The organism is Rhizobium sp. CB3090, assembly GCF_029714285.1.
Classification (GTDB): Bacteria; Pseudomonadota; Alphaproteobacteria; order Rhizobiales; family Rhizobiaceae; genus Rhizobium.
The window spans coordinates 225,691-243,696 of record NZ_CP121663.1; the positions used below are offsets into that span (position 1 = coordinate 225,691).

The 18,006-nt window shown below is 59.7% G+C and carries 16 protein-coding genes and 8 pseudogenes; 13 read left to right on the plus strand and 11 right to left on the minus strand.

Annotated features, from left to right (window positions below; all coding sequences use genetic code 11):
• The first annotated feature begins 155 nt into the window (after positions 1-155).
• The 3 genes and pseudogenes from QA646_RS19770 (at position 156) to tnpB (QA646_RS19780) (ending at position 2,128) form a co-directional block, all read left to right on the plus strand.
• The gene (locus tag QA646_RS19770; protein WP_283059954.1) at positions 156-1,343 is read left to right on the plus strand and encodes an IS701 family transposase; all 1,188 of its coding nucleotides are present in this window, start codon (positions 156-158) and stop codon (positions 1,341-1,343) included.
• 180 nt (positions 1,344-1,523) lie between these two features.
• Positions 1,524-1,881 (plus strand): annotated as a pseudogene (locus QA646_RS19775) (transposase); the annotation flags it as partial.
• A 28-nt stretch (positions 1,882-1,909) separates the two neighbouring features.
• A complete protein-coding gene (gene tnpB / locus QA646_RS19780) occupies positions 1,910-2,128 on the plus strand; it encodes an IS66 family insertion sequence element accessory protein TnpB (RefSeq protein WP_283059955.1) in 219 nt (72 codons plus the stop codon).
• Here the strand turns inward: tnpB (QA646_RS19780) and QA646_RS19785 are convergent.
• Positions 2,099-2,920: a hypothetical protein gene (locus QA646_RS19785; protein ID WP_283059957.1), complete on the minus strand. Its 822-nt coding sequence runs from the start codon at positions 2,918-2,920 to the stop codon at positions 2,099-2,101. The two genes, tnpB (QA646_RS19780) and QA646_RS19785, sit on opposite strands and share 30 nt — an antisense overlap.
• Complete coding sequence (locus QA646_RS19790) at positions 2,911-3,072, minus strand: hypothetical protein (RefSeq protein ID WP_283059959.1); 162 nt, start codon at positions 3,070-3,072, stop codon at positions 2,911-2,913. Before QA646_RS19790 ends, QA646_RS19785 begins: the two co-directional genes overlap by 10 nt.
• A gap of 126 nt (positions 3,073-3,198) precedes the next feature.
• Between QA646_RS19790 and QA646_RS19795 the strand changes: the two genes are divergently transcribed.
• The gene (locus QA646_RS19795) at positions 3,199-4,224 is read left to right on the plus strand and encodes an IS110 family transposase (RefSeq protein WP_283059401.1); all 1,026 of its coding nucleotides are present in this window, start codon (positions 3,199-3,201) and stop codon (positions 4,222-4,224) included.
• 256 nt (positions 4,225-4,480) lie between these two features.
• Here QA646_RS19795 and QA646_RS19800 read toward each other — a convergent pair.
• From QA646_RS19800 to QA646_RS19815, 4 genes and pseudogenes are all read right to left on the minus strand, one after another.
• A pseudogene (locus QA646_RS19800) lies at positions 4,481-5,668 on the minus strand (IS3 family transposase).
• Between the two features lie 83 nt (positions 5,669-5,751).
• Positions 5,752-6,533: pseudogene (locus tag QA646_RS19805) on the minus strand (recombinase family protein); the annotation flags it as partial.
• Positions 6,534-6,842: 309 nt separating this feature from the next.
• Positions 6,843-7,283 (minus strand): helix-turn-helix domain-containing protein, encoded by a 441-nt coding sequence (locus tag QA646_RS19810; RefSeq protein ID WP_283059960.1) that lies wholly within the window; start codon positions 7,281-7,283, stop codon positions 6,843-6,845.
• 196 nt (positions 7,284-7,479) lie between these two features.
• Entirely contained in the window at positions 7,480-7,812 is a 333-nt protein-coding gene (locus QA646_RS19815) for a DUF5372 family protein (RefSeq protein ID WP_283059961.1), read from the minus strand.
• On the opposite strand from QA646_RS19815, the pseudogene tnpB (QA646_RS19820) reads away from it, so the two are divergent.
• From tnpB (QA646_RS19820) to QA646_RS19855, 8 genes and pseudogenes are all read left to right on the plus strand, one after another.
• A pseudogene (gene tnpB, locus QA646_RS19820) lies at positions 7,785-7,928 on the plus strand (IS66 family insertion sequence element accessory protein TnpB); the annotation flags it as partial. The gene QA646_RS19815 and the pseudogene tnpB (QA646_RS19820) overlap by 28 nt on opposite strands.
• 63 nt (positions 7,929-7,991) lie before the next feature.
• Positions 7,992-9,615, plus strand: a pseudogene (locus QA646_RS19825) (IS66 family transposase).
• A pseudogene (locus QA646_RS19830) lies at positions 9,615-9,910 on the plus strand (hypothetical protein). Before QA646_RS19825 ends, QA646_RS19830 begins: the two co-directional pseudogenes overlap by 1 nt.
• Positions 9,911-10,393: 483 nt before the next feature.
• Positions 10,394-10,585 carry a hypothetical protein gene (locus QA646_RS19835; RefSeq protein ID WP_283059962.1) on the plus strand — a complete coding sequence of 64 codons (192 nt, stop codon included), beginning with the start codon at positions 10,394-10,396 and terminating at the stop codon, positions 10,583-10,585.
• A complete protein-coding gene (locus QA646_RS19840; RefSeq protein ID WP_283059963.1) occupies positions 10,572-11,666 on the plus strand; it encodes a GSU2403 family nucleotidyltransferase fold protein in 1,095 nt (364 codons plus the stop codon). The genes QA646_RS19835 and QA646_RS19840 overlap by 14 nt, the downstream gene beginning before the upstream one ends.
• 126 nt (positions 11,667-11,792) lie before the next feature.
• Complete coding sequence (locus QA646_RS19845) at positions 11,793-12,191, plus strand: hypothetical protein (RefSeq protein WP_283059964.1); 399 nt, start codon at positions 11,793-11,795, stop codon at positions 12,189-12,191.
• A gap of 156 nt (positions 12,192-12,347) precedes the next feature.
• A complete protein-coding gene (locus QA646_RS19850; protein ID WP_283059965.1) occupies positions 12,348-12,725 on the plus strand; it encodes a hypothetical protein in 378 nt (125 codons plus the stop codon).
• 14 nt (positions 12,726-12,739) lie between these two features.
• Positions 12,740-13,003 carry a hypothetical protein gene (locus tag QA646_RS19855; protein WP_283059967.1) on the plus strand — a complete coding sequence of 88 codons (264 nt, stop codon included), beginning with the start codon at positions 12,740-12,742 and terminating at the stop codon, positions 13,001-13,003.
• Here QA646_RS19855 and QA646_RS19860 read toward each other — a convergent pair.
• Positions 12,976-13,140: pseudogene (locus QA646_RS19860) on the minus strand (IS630 family transposase); the annotation flags it as partial. The gene QA646_RS19855 and the pseudogene QA646_RS19860 sit on opposite strands and share 28 nt — an antisense overlap.
• A 69-nt stretch (positions 13,141-13,209) precedes the next feature.
• Here QA646_RS19860 and QA646_RS19865 point away from each other — a divergent pair.
• Positions 13,210-14,235, plus strand: coding sequence for an IS110 family transposase (locus QA646_RS19865; protein ID WP_283059968.1), 1,026 nt, complete (start codon positions 13,210-13,212; stop codon positions 14,233-14,235).
• 223 nt (positions 14,236-14,458) lie between these two features.
• On the opposite strand, the pseudogene QA646_RS19870 reads toward QA646_RS19865, so the two are convergent.
• From QA646_RS19870 to QA646_RS19885, 4 genes and pseudogenes are all read right to left on the minus strand, one after another.
• A pseudogene (locus tag QA646_RS19870) lies at positions 14,459-14,806 on the minus strand (helix-turn-helix domain-containing protein); the annotation flags it as partial.
• 267 nt (positions 14,807-15,073) lie between these two features.
• Positions 15,074-16,261, minus strand: coding sequence for an IS701 family transposase (locus QA646_RS19875; RefSeq protein ID WP_283059969.1), 1,188 nt, complete (start codon positions 16,259-16,261; stop codon positions 15,074-15,076).
• A gap of 85 nt (positions 16,262-16,346) precedes the next feature.
• A protein-coding gene (locus QA646_RS19880; RefSeq protein ID WP_283055990.1) for an IS5 family transposase occupies positions 16,347-17,110 on the minus strand; the annotation gives its coding sequence in 2 pieces (ribosomal slippage) (positions 16,347-16,780 and positions 16,780-17,110; 765 coding nt in all).
• A gap of 83 nt (positions 17,111-17,193) precedes the next feature.
• Positions 17,194-17,979, minus strand: coding sequence for an AraC family transcriptional regulator (locus QA646_RS19885; RefSeq protein ID WP_283059970.1), 786 nt, complete (start codon positions 17,977-17,979; stop codon positions 17,194-17,196).
• Positions 17,980-18,006 lie beyond the last annotated feature (27 nt).

Below are 18,006 nucleotides of genomic sequence, written 5' to 3' on the forward strand. Positions count from 1 at the left end.
ACAGTTGGATGGATGGAGGTTTTGGGAGGAGACAGCGGGTCTCGGGTGAGCCGTATCGAGGTGATCCACACCGGTCGGCGGCGTCGCTCTAGTACTACAGTTGCGTTTGATTTGAAATCATGATTCATTTCCCGCATTTGACGGGAGGGAATCGAATGTCGGTAGCGGGTTGGTCCGGGTCCATGCTGGCGTGGCAGCGTGAGCTCGATGCCTTGAAGGTGCGGTTGGGTCCGGTGTTTGGTCGCCGCGAATTGCGCGTATCGTGTGGTGCCTTTCTGGATGGGTTATTGTCGGGAGCAGAGCGCAAGACCGGCTGGTTGATGGCTGAACAGGCAGGACTGGATCGCCCTTATCGGATGCAGTCGCTGCTGGGGTGCAGCCATTGGGATGCTGACGCATTGCGCGATGCGGTGCGCGCTTATGCAATGGAGTCTCTAGGTGACGCGGACGGCGTTCTTGTGGTCGATGAGACCGGCTTCCTGAAGAAAGGCGTTCATTCGGTGGGTGTCGCGCGACAATATTCCGGCACGGCCGGCCGGATTGAGAACTGTCAGGTCGGTGTTTTCCTTGCCTATGCAAGCCGCTACGGTCAGACCCTGATCGATCGGCAGCTTTATCTGCCGAAGGGGTGGGCTGAAGATGAAGCGCGCCGTACTTCGGCTCACGTCCCCCAGTCCCAGACCTTCGCGACCAAACCGACCATCGCTGCCAAGCTCATAGCCGATGCGCTGGATGCCGGCGTGCCTTGTGCCTGGGTATTGGCCGATGCGCTCTATGGTTCGGATTCGAAGCTACGCCGGATGCTGGAAAGCCGTGGCCAGCCTTATGTTCTAGCAGTTCGCTCCAACCATTGCCTGCGCTTCGTGCGCGAGCAATGCTTCGAGCAAACTGATCCGGAGACGATGGCCGCGGAATTAGAGGCGGAGGCCTGGTCAAGTCATCCAGCAGGCGAAGGCGCCAAAGGCCTTCGGCTTTATGATTGGGCCCGTATTCCTCTCAGCTCTCGTCCTGATGCACAATGGGAGCGCTGGCTTCTGATCCGCCGCAGCCGACGCGAACCCGATGCGCGCGCCTATTATTTTGTCTTTGCGCCTGCCGGTACGGAACTGAGCGAGTTGGCTGGCGCTGCCGGGCTGCGTTGGACGGTAGAAGAATGCTTCCAGCGTGCGAAGGACGACCTCGGCCTGGATCATTGCGAGGCGCGATCCTGGCATGCCTGGAACCGGCACATGACGCTCGTCATGGCGGCCGCTGCATTCCTCGCCAAGCTCGGCGCCGACCTACGCCGTACCGCTGCTGGCAAACCGAACGAAACGAGTCCAAACCCGCCAATCGCCGCCTGACCAACACCCTGGCGCTCCTGCCTAGCGTCGCAGAGATCCGCTATATGATCAAACGGCTCTTACTGCCGCCCCCAATCAGAGTTCGCCTGATCTTGGCATGGTCGCTCTGGCGACGCATGCATCAAGCGTCCGCAACCCTCGCTCACTACAGAGCCAGGAATCAAACGCAACTGTAGTACTAGTGAGGATGAGAAGCTGCGGATTGTCGCAGAAAGCTTTGCGGGGAGAGGCCAGGCGTCGGCCACGGCCCGTCAGTACGGCATCAGCCGCTCGCTGTTGAACCGTTGGCGCAAATCGGTTCGCCAGGGTTTGCACAGCCAGAAACAAACCGATGGTTTTGTGCCGGCGTTCGTCATGCCGGAAACTTTTGTGCCGGTGAAGCAGGTCACTCCACCTGCTGCGATGGAGCATCCGGTGGCGCCTCCTTCCGGCCGCATGGAGAATTGTTGCGGCGAACGGCCGTCGTGTGGTCGTGGACGGCAGCGTTGACGTTGAGGCGCTGCTGCGGATCATGCGGGGACTGGAGACGTTGCGGTGATCACGCTTCCTTCCGGTCAAATGTGCGGGTGTGGATTGCAACGGGCCATACGGACATGCGGTGTGGGTTTCCATCCCTTGCGTTGCGGGTGCAGGAGGTGCTGAAACTGAACCCTCTGGACGGCAATCTTTTTGTGTTCCGCGGACGCAGCGGATCGCTGCTAAAAGTGATCTGGAGTGACGGCCAGGGCAGCTGCCTTTTTACAAACGATCTGCGTTCATACTACGCCTCTTTCATCTTCAGTTGACAGTTTTGCCTGGCTGGCACTTTGTACGCGTGCGGCTGCCCGATCAACGAGCCGGTTCCATCGGCTGCATTGCTTCTGCGGCAGGTCTCCATCGGGGATTTCGTACAGGCAATGGTGTCCGTTGGAGGCATGGCTGGCGATGAGGCCATGCTTGGCCCATCTGGTGACGGTTTGTTCGTGGACATTGAGACGCACTGCCGCTTCCTGTTTTGTCAGCATTCCGCGCTCGCGTAGGCGATCATGGCGTGGGCGCAGCTTGTATTGGTGCACGAGATAGGCAACTCGCAAGGGCGTGAAGCGGGCGTCTTGGCGACCGCGGCGCCCGGCCTCGCCCAGGCGATATCCTTGCTGGTTGAGGAGTTCGGCGATTTCGGAATAGACGTGGTCGTCAAGGAGCCTGTCGACCAATTCGACGACGCCGGGTTGTGTCGTTATCTGCTGGGCGGAGGATTTGGGGCTCTTGGTGGTAAGCGTCTGGATTTTGCCACCCTTGAATCGAACGTGAACCTTGGTCGTTCCTTTCGCCGGTAGCTTGACGAGGGTGACGTCCTCGATGATGTGGGCAAGCAGTCGCTTGCGTTCGCGGTTCGGGGTATCCGGGTCCGCCCAAAGCTTTTTGAAGTCCGCCGTCATTGCGACCAACCGCTCATGGACAGCTTTATCGAGAATGAATTGATCGTGCTCGCGGGCGCGCTCGCGCTCTTCGCGGGCATTGGCCAGGATGCGGAGCTTGTCGTTCCATTCGCCTTCGAGCGTGTCGGCGACGAGGCGGTTATTGGAGTCTACGAGCATGAAACGGCGCTGGCGAGATCGGCTTCTGTTTGGGCGCGCTCGATCGCGCGGCAGCGCAGCCGATCCGCTTCTTCATGACGGGCTTCGATCTCCTTACGGACTTCGAGCACCAGTTCGACGGCGGCCGGCGTCATCTGTTCAGCAACCAGCATGCCAACGGCCTGGTCGACGGGAGGCCCTGCTATCGACTGTGACCTGATGTGGTGGACGGCCTCCGCTCCCGGCATCGCAATGTGCCAAAGTGTGGCTGTCGAAAGTCACATAAGGGAGAGCCGTCCATGGAGAAGATTACCATAATTGGTCTGGATATCGCCAAGCATGTATTTCAGGTTCACGGGATCAATGGTGCTGGCGCGATCGTGTGCCGCCGCAAGCTGCGCCGCGACGATGTCGTTGGATTCTTCAAAGCATTGCCGCCATGCCTGATCGGAATCGAGGCATGCGCGACTGGACACCACTGGGCTCGGGTTCTTATGGCGCTGGGTCACGAGGTTCGGCTGATGCCGGCATCTTACGTCAAGCCATACGTGAAGCGGCAGAAGAATGACGCCACGGATGCTGAGGCGATTTGCGAGGCGGTGACGCGGCCGACGATGCGCTTTGTTCCAGTGAAGAGCGAGGAGCAACAGGGCGTGCTGATGCTGCATCGGGTCCGCGAGCTTTTGATCCGGCAGCGGACAATGCTGGTGAACGCCTTTCGCGGCCACTTGGCGGAGTTCGGCATCGTAACGCGACAGGGCCTTGCCGGCGTCGGAATGCTGATGGCGTTGGTCGACGACGATGATCACGATCTGATCCCGCCGCTTGCGCGGTCCGCGCTTCTTCCACTGATCGGGCAGTTGCGGGAGGTGCACGAGAAGGTCAGCGAGTTGGATCGCCAAATTCATGCTTGGCATCGCTCGAACGAACTGAGCCGCCGCCTTGAGGCGATCCCTGGAATTGGCCCGATCACTGCCAGCGCAATTGCCGCAACGGTGACCGACGCGTCGCTCTTCAAATCCGGCCGACAACTGGCGGCATGGATAGGCCTGGTGCCGCGGCAAAACTCATCGGGTGGCAAGGACCGCCTCGGAAGGATCAGCAAACAAGGCGACCCTTATCTCCGCCGGCTTCTCGTCGTCGGGGCGCACGCGGTCCTCCGCTTCAGCCGGAACGGCAAAACGGCGCCGACGCGTTGGGCTGCCGAGCTTCTGGCGAAGAAGCCGTACAACGTCGTCGCTGTTGCTTTGGCAAACAAGATGGCGCGGATCGTCTGGGCGTTGATGACGACGGGCAGGCGCTTTGAGGCGACCGCCGCCGTTTGAATGCTCACAGAGGATGCAGAAACTGGTGAGGTGCTGATGGCGTGATGGCGAACGGTCGAGCCGGGATCGGACAAACCCGATCAGTGGGTGCCGCTTGAAAGCGCGTTGACCTGTCTGGGATCCGATCCGCGGACTACATCAGGGCCAGCGGCATGAACACGCCGCATTCAAAGGCCGAATACATGCCTGCACCCGACCAATCCGTCAGAAACACCAACTTGCCCCTTGCCACGCGTCCATACATGCCACTGAACTTTCATCCAACGGCGATTAGAGCCCCGGCGGTTTTCGATACGCCACTTGGCGCGGTGGGAGCAACCGGCGGAAACGCGTAGCCTTCATCTTGCGCAGCGTTGAAGCCGGTTGCGGCAATGGTTCCGGCATAGCTGGCCGGGGTCTGATATCCGAGCGATGAGTGCGGCCGGGAATGATTATAATCGTGCGCCCATTCGGCGATGGCGTTGCGGGCATGATCGAGACCGAAGAACAGGCTTTCGTTCAGCAGCTCGTCGCGCATCCGTCCGTTGAAGGATTCAATATAGCCGTCTGCATGGGCTTTCCCGGTGCGATGTGGTGCCACTCGACCTTGTGCTCCTTTGACCAAGCGAGGATCGCGTTCGACGTGAATTCCGTGCCGTGGTCGGAGACAATCATGCCGGGTTTGCCTCGCCGCTCGAGGAGCGCCGTCAATTCGCGAGCAACACGACGGCCGGAGATCGAGGTGTCCGGGATCGCCGCCAGGCATTCGCGCGTCACGTCATCAACAATGTTGAGCACACGAAATCTTCTTCCGCAGGCGAACTGATCGTGCACGAAATCCAGCGACCAACGGGCATTGGCCTTGGCTTCGACGAGTATCGGCGCACGCGTTCCGACGGCACGCCGCCTGGCCTTCCTCTTGCGAACCGACAGGCCTTCCTCTCGGTATAGCCGGTAGACGCGGTTGACACCGGACGGCTCTCCCTCCCGCCTGAGCAGGACAAACAGTCGCCGGTAGCCGAAACGCCGCCGCTCGTTGGCGAGGTCGCGCAGTCTTGTCCGCAGTTCGGCCTCTGACGGACGGCGTGACCGATACCGCACCATCTTCCGGTCAGCCGATATGATCTGGCAGGCCCGCCGCTCCGAGAGGCCCATGACGGCCTTCAGATGCGCGACGGCTTCACGCTTGGCGGCGGGCCCTACCATTTTTTGCAAGAAGCTCGCGGAGTGCAGCAGCATCCAGCATCTGCTCGGCGAGCAACTTCTTCAGCTTGGCGTTCTCTTCTTCGAGAGCCTTCAGGCGCTTCGCCTCGGAAATCTCCATGCCGCCGTATTTGGCTTTCCAATTGTAAAATGTCGCGTCCGAAATCCCATGCTTGCGGCAGAGGTCGGCCACCTTCGCGCCAGCCTCCTGCTCCTTCAGCACCGCAATAATCTGCTCTTCAGTAAATCTCTGCTTCTTCATTCGTCCGTCCTTTGATGGGCCGGACTCTAATGCAATCTGGAGGAAATTACCCGTGGCAGGTCACCATCGACGGTGCGTCGAAATTGTCGCCGGCCATAACTATAGGCGCCGGCGTAGCGCGGATTGTTCAGGACACGCATCGCCGTCGATGCGGTCAGCGGCCGAAACACCGTCTGACTGTTGTGCAGGCGCGATGGGAACAGAAGGCCTTCCTTGCGAAAGACCTTGACGGTCTGGGAGGCGGATCCGACGCGAGAGAACGTCTCAAAGAAATGAACGATCGTCTCTCTGACTTGCAGGTCCGGATCAAGCATCACATTGCCGGACGGGTCATAGACCAGCCCGGTCGGCAGGGGACAACGGAACTCGCCGCGCCTCACCTTGTTGAGGATGCCGCCGCGCAATCTTGCCTTGATCACATGCAGTTCGGCCTCACTCATTGTTCCCTTCAGGCCCAACAAGAGGCGATCGTTGAAGCTTGCCGGATCGTAGACGCCATCTTCGTCGAGGATCAGAGTGTCGGCAAGAGCGCAAATCTCGAGCAGCCGCTGCCAATCGGCATTGTTGCGGGCCAGACGGGAGACCTCCAGGCCCATGACGATCCCGGCATGCCCTATGCCGACGTCGCTGACCAGCCGCTGAAACCCCTCGCGCCATGCCGCCGATGCGCCGGATTCGCCCTGATCATTGTCGATGACGACAATCTGCTCGTCGTGCCAACGAGAGCGACAGCGCGCCCCCGAAGCGCATACTGCCGCCGGGTACTCTCGGCGTTCTCGACGACCTGGCGCATTGAAGACTGGCGGATGTACAGATAGGCGCTACGTTCAAGGTGATGAGACTGAACTTTGAGATGTGCATTCATAGTAATCTCCGCAGGTGAATGCTCGTGGCGATTGTTGCAAGGACATGAACGACGGCGCTGTGTCCGCCGTGCGCTGAGCTGACGGCTGTCGGCGGATCAATCTTCGCGTGGGGGGAGCTTGCGATTGCGGTCAGCGCCTGGACCCATCCCCACATGCCCCGGCGCCGAAAAAGCATGAGGCCACCGCGGGCCTTGAACGGCAGCACTTCGCCGAGAGCTGCGCCACGCAGCACCTCGTACTGAGCCGCAATGGTCGACGGCAAGATCGAGCATGCTGACGTCACGGCAATGTTTATCTGCCGGTTTTTTTTAGTACCCGCTCGATCGTTCTGGATGAAGCTCGATAGCGAGCTCGCGGCGTACCAGCTTCGCCAGTTCCCGGGCACGAACGGGTTCGCCTGGGACCAGCCGTGCTTGCAGGAATGCCAGGACTGCATCGATCTTGTGGGGGCCGCGCGGCCCCGTCTTTGCCGGCACCAGTCCGGCAATCCCGGCCAGGTCGAAGTTCGCCTCGGCCTGATAGTAGGTCGGCCTGGAGACCCCATATTCGTCGGAGGCCTCCGTCACCGACACCTTGTCGATCGAGACGCGACGCAGCATCTCGTATTTGACCTGCACAACGTCGAGCGGATCGAAGAACTCGCTGCCTTGGAACTTCGGATCGCGCACCTTGTCCGGGGTTGGATTGAAGGTGCCCTCTTCGATAAGGACGTCTGTCTTGGATCGCTTGCTGTCGTGCTTGGCAGACATCGCTGGCTCCGACCGCGCGAATCGGCATTAACGTAAGTAAAATTACGCCGCTATGTGTGGCTGCGTCAAGACTGCATTCAGGCTTGATGTCTGCAATATTGCCATTAAAGCGCGCATTATTGATCATGCAAGTTCCTCGTGCGGCGTAATTCGCTTTACACGCGCGGCATAATTGCCTTTATAGATCGCCCCGTGGTCACGCCGCCGATTTGCTGGAAAGGCGATCGACCAGATCCGCGAGTTCCATCAAATCGGCGAACCGCACAAGCGCCCGTCCATTGCCCATGACCACCTCCGGATCCGCACTGACAAGATCAGTCCATTGGGGGGGAAGCGACCAAACGGAAGCATCTTCCGTCTGCAGCAAGAGCCGTTCACCATGCCGATTGTAGCGCTTGCCGACGCACGGCAACTGCTGTGCGAATAAAGGATGAAACGGATGCGTGACCCGCACTAACTGCTGATCTGCGCCGGCCGCGGCTGCATTCCCTTGTGAGGTACAAAATCTTGCAGAAAGGGCGGTTTCCATGGCCCTTGGCAGCAGATGGAGCAGCCCGGTTGACGTCTGCTCAACTGGCAATGCTGTGGGAAGGGATTGATTGGCGACGGCCCGACTGGGGCGTTCCTCCGGCCCGTGTCGGTTGACTTTATCTCACTGAATCTGCGTGTTTTTATGGATATTGACCCTGACCTGTGGTAGTCAGGTTCATGTCAAACGCGAGCCAAAATCTTCCCGATGATCGGCCTTCCTGAAGGCGATGATCGCCTCGCTTGAGGCGAAGAACGCGAAGATGTCTGCGACCTTGCAGGCGCATGATCAGTTGATCCAGTCCTTGCGGCTGCGCATCGCCAGGCTGAAGAAACATGGCTTCGGCAAATCGTCGGAAAAGATCGAACGGGAAATCCAGCAGTTGGAACTGGCGCTGGAGGACCTGATGATTGCCGCCTCGGAAAGCAGCATCGAGCCGCTCGACGAGGTCGAAGAAGCTGAGCCTACCGAGCCAGTGGCAAGCACGCCCGAAAAGACCATGCGCCGCCGTCCGCGCGTGTCGGACAAGGCCGCTCGCGAGCGCAGGGAACTCGATCCTGGGACGCACTGCCCCGATTGCGGTGGCGAACTGCGGCGTGTCGGTGAAGACGTCAGCGAAATCCTCGACGTGATCGCCGCACAGATGAAGGTCATCGAGATCGCCCGGCTGAAGAAGTCCTGCCGCTGCTGCGAGAAGATGGTGCAGTTGCCCTTGCCCAGCCGTCCGATACCGGGCAGCATGGCGGGCGCTGGACTGCTCGCCTACATCCTGGTCTCGAAGTTTGACGACCACCTGCCGCTCTATCGCCTGAACGAAATCTTCGCCCGCATGGGCGTTGATATCCCCGACAGCACGCTGGTCGATTGGTGTGGCCGCGCCATGCGGGTGCTCCTGCCGCTGATCGAGTTGGTCGAGGCGGCGATCATGAGCAGCGACCTTCTCCACGCCGACGACACGCCGATCCGGGTTCTGGATCGTTCTTTGCGCGACAAGGGGCTGGGGAAAGGGGTAAAGAAGGGCCGGCTCTGGACCTATGTCCGGGACCAACGTCCATGGGCGGGCATAGCTCCGCCCGGTGCGGTCTATTATTTTGCTCCCGACTGGAAGGAAGAGCACGTTCACCGTCACCTAGACCAAGCGAGCGGCATCCTTCAGGCCGACGGCTACAAAGGCTATGCGAAGTTATATGAGGCCGGACCGGACGGGAAACGCCGCTTCCGGGAGACTTCATGCTGGGCGCATTGGCGGCGCGACTTCCACGATATCTGGACCTCGAACAAATCCGAGATAGCCCGCGAAGCTCTCGACCGTATCGGCGCGCTTACGACATCGAGCGCGAGGTTGCAGGCAAGTCTGCCGATATCCGTCTTGCCGCGCGCCAGAAGCACAGCAAGGCAAAGGTCGAAGCATTCCGCGTCTGGGCCGAAGCGCAACTGACCCGTATCCCCGGCAAGAGCGATCTGGCGGGCGCTTTCCGGTACGGCTTGAGCAGGTGGTCTTCATTCTGCCTGTTCCTGGAAGACGGCCGTGTCGCAATCGATAACAATGCCGCCGAGCGGGCGTTGCGTCCGATAGGCGTTGGAAGACGCAACTGGCTCTTCGCAGGGGCCGATACAGGAGCAGAGACCCTGGCACGGGCCATGACGATCATCGAGACGGCCAAGATGAATGGCCTTGATCCGCAGGCCTATCTGGCTGACGTGCTCGACCGCATTCAGGATCACAAGATCAATCGCCTCGCGGAGCTGCTTCCATGGAACTGGAAGCCGACAGCGGCAATCATCTGCGCCGAGGCCGCTTGATGGCAACGGTCAGCTTCGTCTTCACCATCGACTATATCGCCGAAATCCTCGATGAGGACGTCGACCTCCTCAGGGAGATCATCAGCAATGATGACAACCTGACCTATGGGAATATCATCAGCGTCGTGACGGAGATGACGAGAGCACACCCGCTCTGACAGACGATGGCATTGACCAACTTAGGCAGATGCTGACTGAGGCGCGTCGGTCAGCCGGAAAATGGCAGGAGTTCCTCGATTGCTTTGTCTTCGACGAAGAGATCGCCGCACGCGTCAAGACATATTCCCCGCGGTAGCAATCGGGCCGTTACCATTTAAATTATTAATAATTTCAATAGGTTAGTTGCATAATTTCTATTACGCTACAAATGTTATAACATAACCTACTAAAATATGACTAACCTTCCCCACTGGGGATCTTGGTTGCCGTCGATCGATAGCGCTTGCGTCGCCAATTTTTTCGGTGCTGGTCGTGATCGTGCCCTTGGCGACAACGGCGCCGCTGGCATTGGTCTCGGTCACAGTTGCAACTGTCGAGCCATCCGCCTGATGCTGTGACTGTATGGCGACCTCATAGGTGCCGTCGCCGTCATAGTCATACTTGACCGTTTTCGTGCGGCCATCTGCGGAACTGTCGGTCTCAACCTTAGCGGCAATCGCCTGCTTCCAGTATACCTTGCCAGCCAGAAGATAGTTGGTCTTCTGTGCTGTCGCGTTGCTCTACCCCCAATCGCTGGTTATACTGTTTTTGTAAAACAGTTTAACGACGGAGTAGCGCCATGGATGACGGCCTCGGAATCTGCCAGAGATGCCAGCAGAAGCCTGCTGAGATCGTGCTGAAGATCGGCATGCATGTCCGCAAGGATGGTCGGACAGCCTACGCGCCTGATCGCGCGCTCTGCCTCGCCTGCGAGAAGATCGAACACTGGCAGGAACCCGAGCACGAGGTCAAGATCCTTGAAGACCATTGACCTCATGTACCAGACCATGCTTGCCGAGCTGGGCCAGCGCTCGCTCGACGCCGCATGGACGGCCGACTTTCCTCCAGAGGGTCGGTTCACGCCCGCAAACATCAAGGGTCGCAAATACTGGTATTTCGATATCCCGGATGGCCATGGGGGGACGACACGTCGCTACGTCGGTCCCGCCGACGATCCGGACATCGCGCAGCGGGTCGCCGACCACAAGCGGGAGAAGGATGACCTTCGCGCCCGCAGGCGCATGGTGTCTTCGCTCACCCGCGAGGGCGGCCTGATCGCGCCCGACGCCATGTCGGGTGACGTCGTCGAGGCTCTGGCGGACGCCGGCCTCTTTCGGCTCCGCGGTGTCCTCATCGGCAGGCTCGCTTTCCAGACCTATAGCGGCCTTCTCGGCGTCCGCCTCCCTATGGCGGCCATCATCACGGGTGATGCAGATGTCGCTCAGGATTACGCCATCAGCCATGAGGTCCAAGACAGCCTGCCTCCGATCGTCGTGCTGCTGCGGGAAGTCGATCCGACGTTCCGCCCGGTGCCCCATCGATCGGGTGGCGCGGCGTCGTCCGCGTTCGTGACGGACAGCGGCTACCGGGTCGAATTCCTGACTTCGAACCGCGGCTCCGACGATTACATCGACCAGCCGTCCAAGATGCCGGCGCTGGGCGGCGCCAGCGCGGATCCGCTCCGATTCCTCGACTTCCTGATCAGGGATCCCGTTCGGACAATCCTCCTTCACAAGAGCGGCGTCCCCGTGACTGTCCCTGATCCGTCCCGGTACGCGATCCACAAGCTGATAGTCGCCAGCCGCCGTCATAACGACGGGCAGGGGCCGGCTAAGCGCGAGAAGGACATCCGACAAGCTGCGCTACTGTTCGAAGCCCTCGAACAGACGCGGCGATCCGCAGACCTGGCGATCGCTTTCAAGGAAGCATGGGAGCGTGGTCCTGCATGGCAAGAGGGCATCGACGCAGGGACCCGCATGTTTTCTGAAGAGGAGTTCGAACGGTTCGCCAGAGTGCTCGCCGATGGTGCGAAGAAAATCCGGGAGCAGATCGAGCTTCCGTCCAGGGAATAGGGGGCAGGACGGTCTTAGGACATGTCTCCGGACCGTGGAGAAGTGGCCGGCTGTTCCAGCATGGTAAACGCTCGTTAACCACGCTCGGGCTATATTCTGTCCATACGACCGTACCGGAGACCGTCCATGGACTATGAAAGCCTCACATACAAGGAGCTGGCTGACCGGCTTGGCGTGAAGATCGAATCCGCCCGGAAGCAGGTCCAGCGGAAACGCTGGCAGCGCGTGACCGGCAACGATGGCACCGTCAGAATCCAGGTGCCCGTCGAGTTTCTGCAGATGTCCCTGGACGGTCGTAGCGACGATATCTCGGACGGTCCTGAGGACAGGCTGGCTCCGGAACTGCTTATGAAGGCGCTGGAGACCCAGATCGACGGCCTGAAGGATCTCGTCGAGGCAGAGAGGCGTCGTGCGGACACCGAAGGCCTCCGGGCAGACGCCGAGAGCAAGCGGGCTGAAGCAGAAGGCAGGCGAGCCGACGCGGCCGAGGCTGACCGCGATGCATGGCGACAACAAGCGCAGTAGGGGCAGCGCGGCTTCTTCAAGCGGATGTTCGGCTGACAGGTCGTATGGACAGTCCCTGCGACAACCTTTACGACAGTGGAGGGTGAACACGGGGGCAGGGATGTTAAAGCGGACGGGAATCTACGTCGCCATGGGGGCGGCACGGGGGGCAGCTTGGTGGCTGAAGAGGTCTACGCAATTCCCGACTACGCGATGTGGCTGGGCACCCTGGCCATCGCCGGCATCGCCACCTCCTACAACATCGACAATAGGCTCCAAGCCCTTGAGGCGAGGGTGGTCCTCCCAAAGGATCACAGCGACCTCATCGCCCTGCTGAAAGGCGAACGCCACAAGCCGGAACACAAGCAACCAGAATCTCTCGCGGCCGGCGGCGCGCTCGTTTCATGGATCCGACCAGCGCACGAGATCCTGTTCGAGGACTTTCGCTGGTTCGCCGCCGTCATGAACCAGAACATCTCCGATCCGTGGGCTGTCGAGGAGTTGCATGACACCGACATCCATGGATATTCCGGCCCGGAGATCGGCCGCAAATAGGGTAGGGACCATCCGTGACCGTTGGCCTCGGTAGTCTGTTCTCGCCGGAGCGCTTCGAAGCCGAAAGATCGGCGAGGGTGGAAATCGTCCTGCATAATCTGCGCTTCATCCCGTATGGCGACGCACGCTCTCTTATCTACCAGATAGCCTTCTTCACCGCCTCCTTCAAAACCGAAGATGCCGACGCCTGCCGCGCAAAGGCGTCAGCCTCCGCGGCCGAAGCTCTTGGTGCATACCTATGGGAAACCGTCCGCGAGCCCTTAACACCCCAGCCGTAGAGCGGCGCCATGTTGGTCTTAATCCAGGTTTCGTCGATGAACACGAGCCTTTGAGGATCAAGTCGCGTCTGCCATGACTGCCAGCGCTTGCGTCGACGGACGATGTCAGCGCGCGCCTGCTCAAGGGCAAACATCGTTTATGGAATGGCTCGCCCACTCAGCCTCCTGCACAATGGCGCGGGATCAATCGAGAAAGGGACAGGGTCATGCAGATCGCATTATTGGGAATCGACCTCGGTAAGAATAGCTGCAGCGTGGCAGGGATCGATGCGGCCGGTCAGGTCCTTCTGCGCCGGCGACTTCACCGCGACAGCATTGCAAAACTGGCTGCAAAGTTTCCTCGGTGCATCGTCGCTATGGAAGCGTGCTGCGGCGCTCATCATCTCGGCCGCGTGCTGCGAAAGCAAGGGCATATTGTTCGTCTCATGTCGCCAGAATACGTGCGCCCCTATGTGAAGGCGCAGAAGAATGACGACCGTGACGCTGAGGCAATTGCTGAAGCGGCGACCCGACCAACCATGCGGCTCGTCGAACTCAAGACCGAGGAGCAACTCGACCTGCAGAGCCTTCATCGCGCCAGAGATCGTTTGGTTGGCGAGCGAACCGCCCTCATCAATCAACTGCGTGCAATTCTCCTGGAGCGCGGCATCACCGTTCCGCAGGGGCGCAAGAAGCTTGAGAGCATCCTACCGCAGGTGATCGAAAGCAGCGGCGATCTGTTGAGTGATCGAATTCGCCGTTTGCTCGAAGAGATGTGGCGGGATCTTCGCGGTCTCTCCGAGAGCATCTCATCATTTGATGATGAGTTCACTGCCTTTTCTCGCAATGATGCCTCATGTCAGAGACTGGAATCGATCCCCGGCATAGGATCGTTGAACGCAACTGCTTTTGTGGCTGCGATCGACCAGGCGCAAGCCTTCGCTCGTGGCCGAGATCTTGCGGCCTGGCTCGGGCTGGTACCGCGGCAGATGACGACAGGAGGCAGACCCAAGCTTTTGGGCATCACCAAACGTGGGAACGGGTACCTGCGTCGCATGCTGATCCATGGGGCCAGGGCCGCCATGCCGCATCTTGCACGAACCCAGACCGCAACTGGAGCGTGGCTACGAGGACTGATCGCGCGCGCTCATCCAAACATCGTTATCGTCGCATTGGCGGCAAAGATGGCGCGCATCATTTGGGCAGTGTTGCAGAAACGTGTGATGTTCGAACACACAGCCGCCGTGTCGTAGTCGAGGCGTTGCTGCCTCGCGAGTATCTGCGGGTGGAATGAGGAAGATGGCCTGACAGTTAGACGACGCCTTGAAAACCCGATCAAAAAGATGGCGGACCTCGCCGGAGCGTTTATGAGGATCAAGGCGTGCGGAGCTCCATCTTGGCCAAGGCATGCCTTGAGACCGGATACGTTGGTGCAGATTGATCAGGCTCTTTCAGACCACTTGCAGACGGGCGAGCCATACGTTTTTTGAAGCGCAGCCCCTCGCGGCGCATGAACTGCCAGATGGCGTCATGCGAGACGATGACGCCTCTTGCCGCTAGTTCGTCCTTGAGGCCGTGCAGGCTGATCTGCGGGCTCTGCGCAATCCGCTCGGCAATGAAAGCGCGATGCGGTTCTAAAAGACGTTTGCGATGCCCGCCCATCTGACCGGGCGCGATGGAGCCGCTGCGGCGATAGCGCTGCGACCACTTCACGACAGATGAGACTGAGACACCAAACCGCGCCGCCACTGAGCGGCAGCTCTCTCCCGCCGCAGCAGCGCCCACAACACGTTCACGCAGATCATTCGAAAGAGGTGCGACCATCGATGCTGACCTCCTCTCAGCCAGCATCTTGAATCACATTCGACAACAAAAGGGAATCCGCGATTCAAATAAAATCAGAAACGCTCTAGTACTACAGTTGCGTTTGATTCCTGGCTCTGTAGTGAGCGAGGGTTGCGGACGCTTGATGCATGCGTCGCCAGAGCGACCATGCCAAGATCAGGCGAACTCTGATTGGGGGCGGCAGTAAGAGCCGTTTGATCATATAGCGGATCTCTGCGACGCTAGGCAGGAGCGCCAGGGTGTTGGTCAGGCGGCGATTGGCGGGTTTGGACTCGTTTCGTTCGGTTTGCCAGCAGCGGTACGGCGTAGGTCGGCGCCGAGCTTGGCGAGGAATGCAGCGGCCGCCATGACGAGCGTCATGTGCCGGTTCCAGGCATGCCAGGATCGCGCCTCGCAATGATCCAGGCCGAGGTCGTCCTTCGCACGCTGGAAGCATTCTTCTACCGTCCAACGCAGCCCGGCAGCGCCAGCCAACTCGCTCAGTTCCGTACCGGCAGGCGCAAAGACAAAATAATAGGCGCGCGCATCGGGTTCGCGTCGGCTGCGGCGGATCAGAAGCCAGCGCTCCCATTGTGCATCAGGACGAGAGCTGAGAGGAATACGGGCCCAATCATAAAGCCGAAGGCCTTTGGCGCCTTCGCCTGCTGGATGACTTGACCAGGCCTCCGCCTCTAATTCCGCGGCCATCGTCTCCGGATCAGTTTGCTCGAAGCATTGCTCGCGCACGAAGCGCAGGCAATGGTTGGAGCGAACTGCTAGAACATAAGGCTGGCCACGGCTTTCCAGCATCCGGCGTAGCTTCGAATCCGAACCATAGAGCGCATCGGCCAATACCCAGGCACAAGGCACGCCGGCATCCAGCGCATCGGCTATGAGCTTGGCAGCGATGGTCGGTTTGGTCGCGAAGGTCTGGGACTGGGGGACGTGAGCCGAAGTACGGCGCGCTTCATCTTCAGCCCACCCCTTCGGCAGATAAAGCTGCCGATCGATCAGGGTCTGACCGTAGCGGCTTGCATAGGCAAGGAAAACACCGACCTGACAGTTCTCAATCCGGCCGGCCGTGCCGGAATATTGTCGCGCGACACCCACCGAATGAACGCCTTTCTTCAGGAAGCCGGTCTCATCGACCACAAGAACGCCGTCCGCGTCACCTAGAGACTCCATTGCATAAGCGCGCACCGCATCGCGCAATGCGTCAGCATCCCAATGGCTGCGCCCCAGCAGCGACTGCATCCGATAAGGGCGATCCAGTCCTGCCTGTTCAGCCATCAACCAGCCGGTCTTGCGCTCTGCTCCCGACAATAACCCATCCAGAAAGGCACCACACGATACGCGCAATTCGCGGCGACCAAACACCGGACCCAACCGCACCTTCAAGGCATCGAGCTCACGCTGCCACGCCAGCATGGACCCGGACCAACCCGCTACCGACATTCGATTCCCTCCCGTCAAATGCGGGAAATGAATCATGATTTCAAATCAAACGCAACTGTAGTACTAGGCTGTGGTGACGATTTAACTATTTAAGCCAGATCATGATGCTTGCGATCTTGATGAAGCCGAGGAAGTTGGCGGCGAGTTTGTCGTATCGCGTTGCGATGCGACGCCACTGTTTGAGCTTGGCAAAGAAGCTCTCGATGCCCCATCGCTGTTTATAAGCAATGCGATCATAGCCATGCTGATACTTGCGATGACGACGCGGCGGGATGACCGGCTCGCCGCCTTGGTCAAGGATGATGTCGTGCAGGCTGTCGGCATCGTAGGCGCGGTCAGCGAGCACCTGGTTGGCAGGCAATCCCCGCACGAGATCACAGGCCGGCGCCATATCGTTCTGCTGGCCTGGGCCAAGGTGGAAACGAACCGGTAGCCCGAGTGCATCCACTACTGCATGGATTTTGCTACCAAATCCGCCACGGGAACGACCGAGAGCCTGGGCTTTCGTTCCCCCCTTTTACGGCGCCCGCCAGCCGCTTGTGCCTGCGCCCGGATCACCGTGGCATCGATCGACAGCCACTCCATGTCCGGAGCGGCTGTCACCGCTTCGAAAATCCGGTCGAATACGCCCTGTTCGATCCAGCGATAGTAACGTCGTTTGACCGTCTGATAGGGGCCGAAACGATCTTCAGGCAAGTCACGCCAACGTGCACCGGATCGGGCCAGCCACAAGATCGCATCGAAGAACCGGCGCCCGTCGCTGCGGGGGCCGCGTCGACCTTTGCGCCCGCCGGGAACGAACGGCTTCAGACGCTCCCACTGATCATCTCGAAGAATTTCACCATCCATCGCCGACCTCCAAAAGTCAGCGTTGAATCTGATTTGCTCCCAAAACGGAACCCCAATTCCTTAATTCGTCACTACAGCCTAGCCTACGGTCGGGCTGACGGCCAGTTCCCAAATTTCCGGAAGAAAGCGCGAGAGAACGCAGCCGTACTGCCGAACCCGACCTGACGTGCTACCGTCTTCACCTTCGCCCCTTTCGCGAGCTTTCGCCGAGCCAGCACCAAGCGCCATCCGGTCAAATAAGCCTGCGGCGTAGTACCGACGACGTTGCGAAACACCGCCATAAAATGGCTTCGTGACATCGCCGCCGTCGCGGCAAGATCGTCACTGTTCCAGGCTCGCGTCGGCGCATCGTGCATTGCCACCAACGCCCGGTGTAACGAGGGATGAGACAGGCCCGCCAGCAGGCCGGGTTCGGTCGCGCCACGGTCGATCGCCGACCTTAGGATAAGCAGAACGATGACTTCGCAAAGCCGGTTAAGGGCGGCACTGCGTCCGCAGCGGGATTCCAACGCTTCTGCCATGAAGGCGGCCGTGGTGTCGCGAAGGGTTGGAATGTTGTTGACGTCGACGACCACCTGGTCCGGCAACGCGTTCATCAGCGGGTTATGCACTCCCTCGAAATCGACCGCCGCGGTTATCAAGGCCAACCCATCGGGAGGCGTGTCTCCCCGTGGCTGAAGGATAATCTTTTCGGCTGAGCCGCCTGGTTCACCGACCACGAACAGCCGGGCACGGCCATTGCTCATCGGTGTGGGGGCGAGCGACGCCTCTAGTTCGAAGGCGTCAAAGAAGGCAGTTAAGCGATCGACTTTTGGGAGGATATTCGGATTTTCGATCATGATTTTCGGACCAATGATGATCATAATCATGGGATGGTCAGGTCATGACGTCAACAC

Bases quoted from the DNA above. Each gene is read 5' to 3' on its own strand.
- QA646_RS19770 (WP_283059954.1), top strand. From the start codon at position 156: ATGTCGGTAGCGGGTTGGTCCGGGTCCATGCTGGCGTGGCAGCGTGAG.
- QA646_RS19785 (WP_283059957.1), bottom strand. From the start codon at position 2,920: ATGCTCGTAGACTCCAATAACCGCCTCGTCGCCGACACGCTCGAAGGC.
- QA646_RS19790 (WP_283059959.1), bottom strand. From the start codon at position 3,072: ATGCTGGTTGCTGAACAGATGACGCCGGCCGCCGTCGAACTGGTGCTC.
- QA646_RS19795 (WP_283059401.1), top strand. From the start codon at position 3,199: ATGGAGAAGATTACCATAATTGGTCTGGATATCGCCAAGCATGTATTT.
- QA646_RS19810 (WP_283059960.1), bottom strand. From the start codon at position 7,283: ATGTCTGCCAAGCACGACAGCAAGCGATCCAAGACAGACGTCCTTATC.
- QA646_RS19815 (WP_283059961.1), bottom strand. From the start codon at position 7,812: ATGGAAACCGCCCTTTCTGCAAGATTTTGTACCTCACAAGGGAATGCA.
- QA646_RS19835 (WP_283059962.1), top strand. From the start codon at position 10,394: ATGGATGACGGCCTCGGAATCTGCCAGAGATGCCAGCAGAAGCCTGCT.
- QA646_RS19845 (WP_283059964.1), top strand. From the start codon at position 11,793: ATGGACTATGAAAGCCTCACATACAAGGAGCTGGCTGACCGGCTTGGC.
- QA646_RS19865 (WP_283059968.1), top strand. From the start codon at position 13,210: ATGCAGATCGCATTATTGGGAATCGACCTCGGTAAGAATAGCTGCAGC.
- QA646_RS19875 (WP_283059969.1), bottom strand. From the start codon at position 16,261: ATGTCGGTAGCGGGTTGGTCCGGGTCCATGCTGGCGTGGCAGCGTGAG.
- QA646_RS19885 (WP_283059970.1), bottom strand. From the start codon at position 17,979: ATGATTATGATCATCATTGGTCCGAAAATCATGATCGAAAATCCGAAT.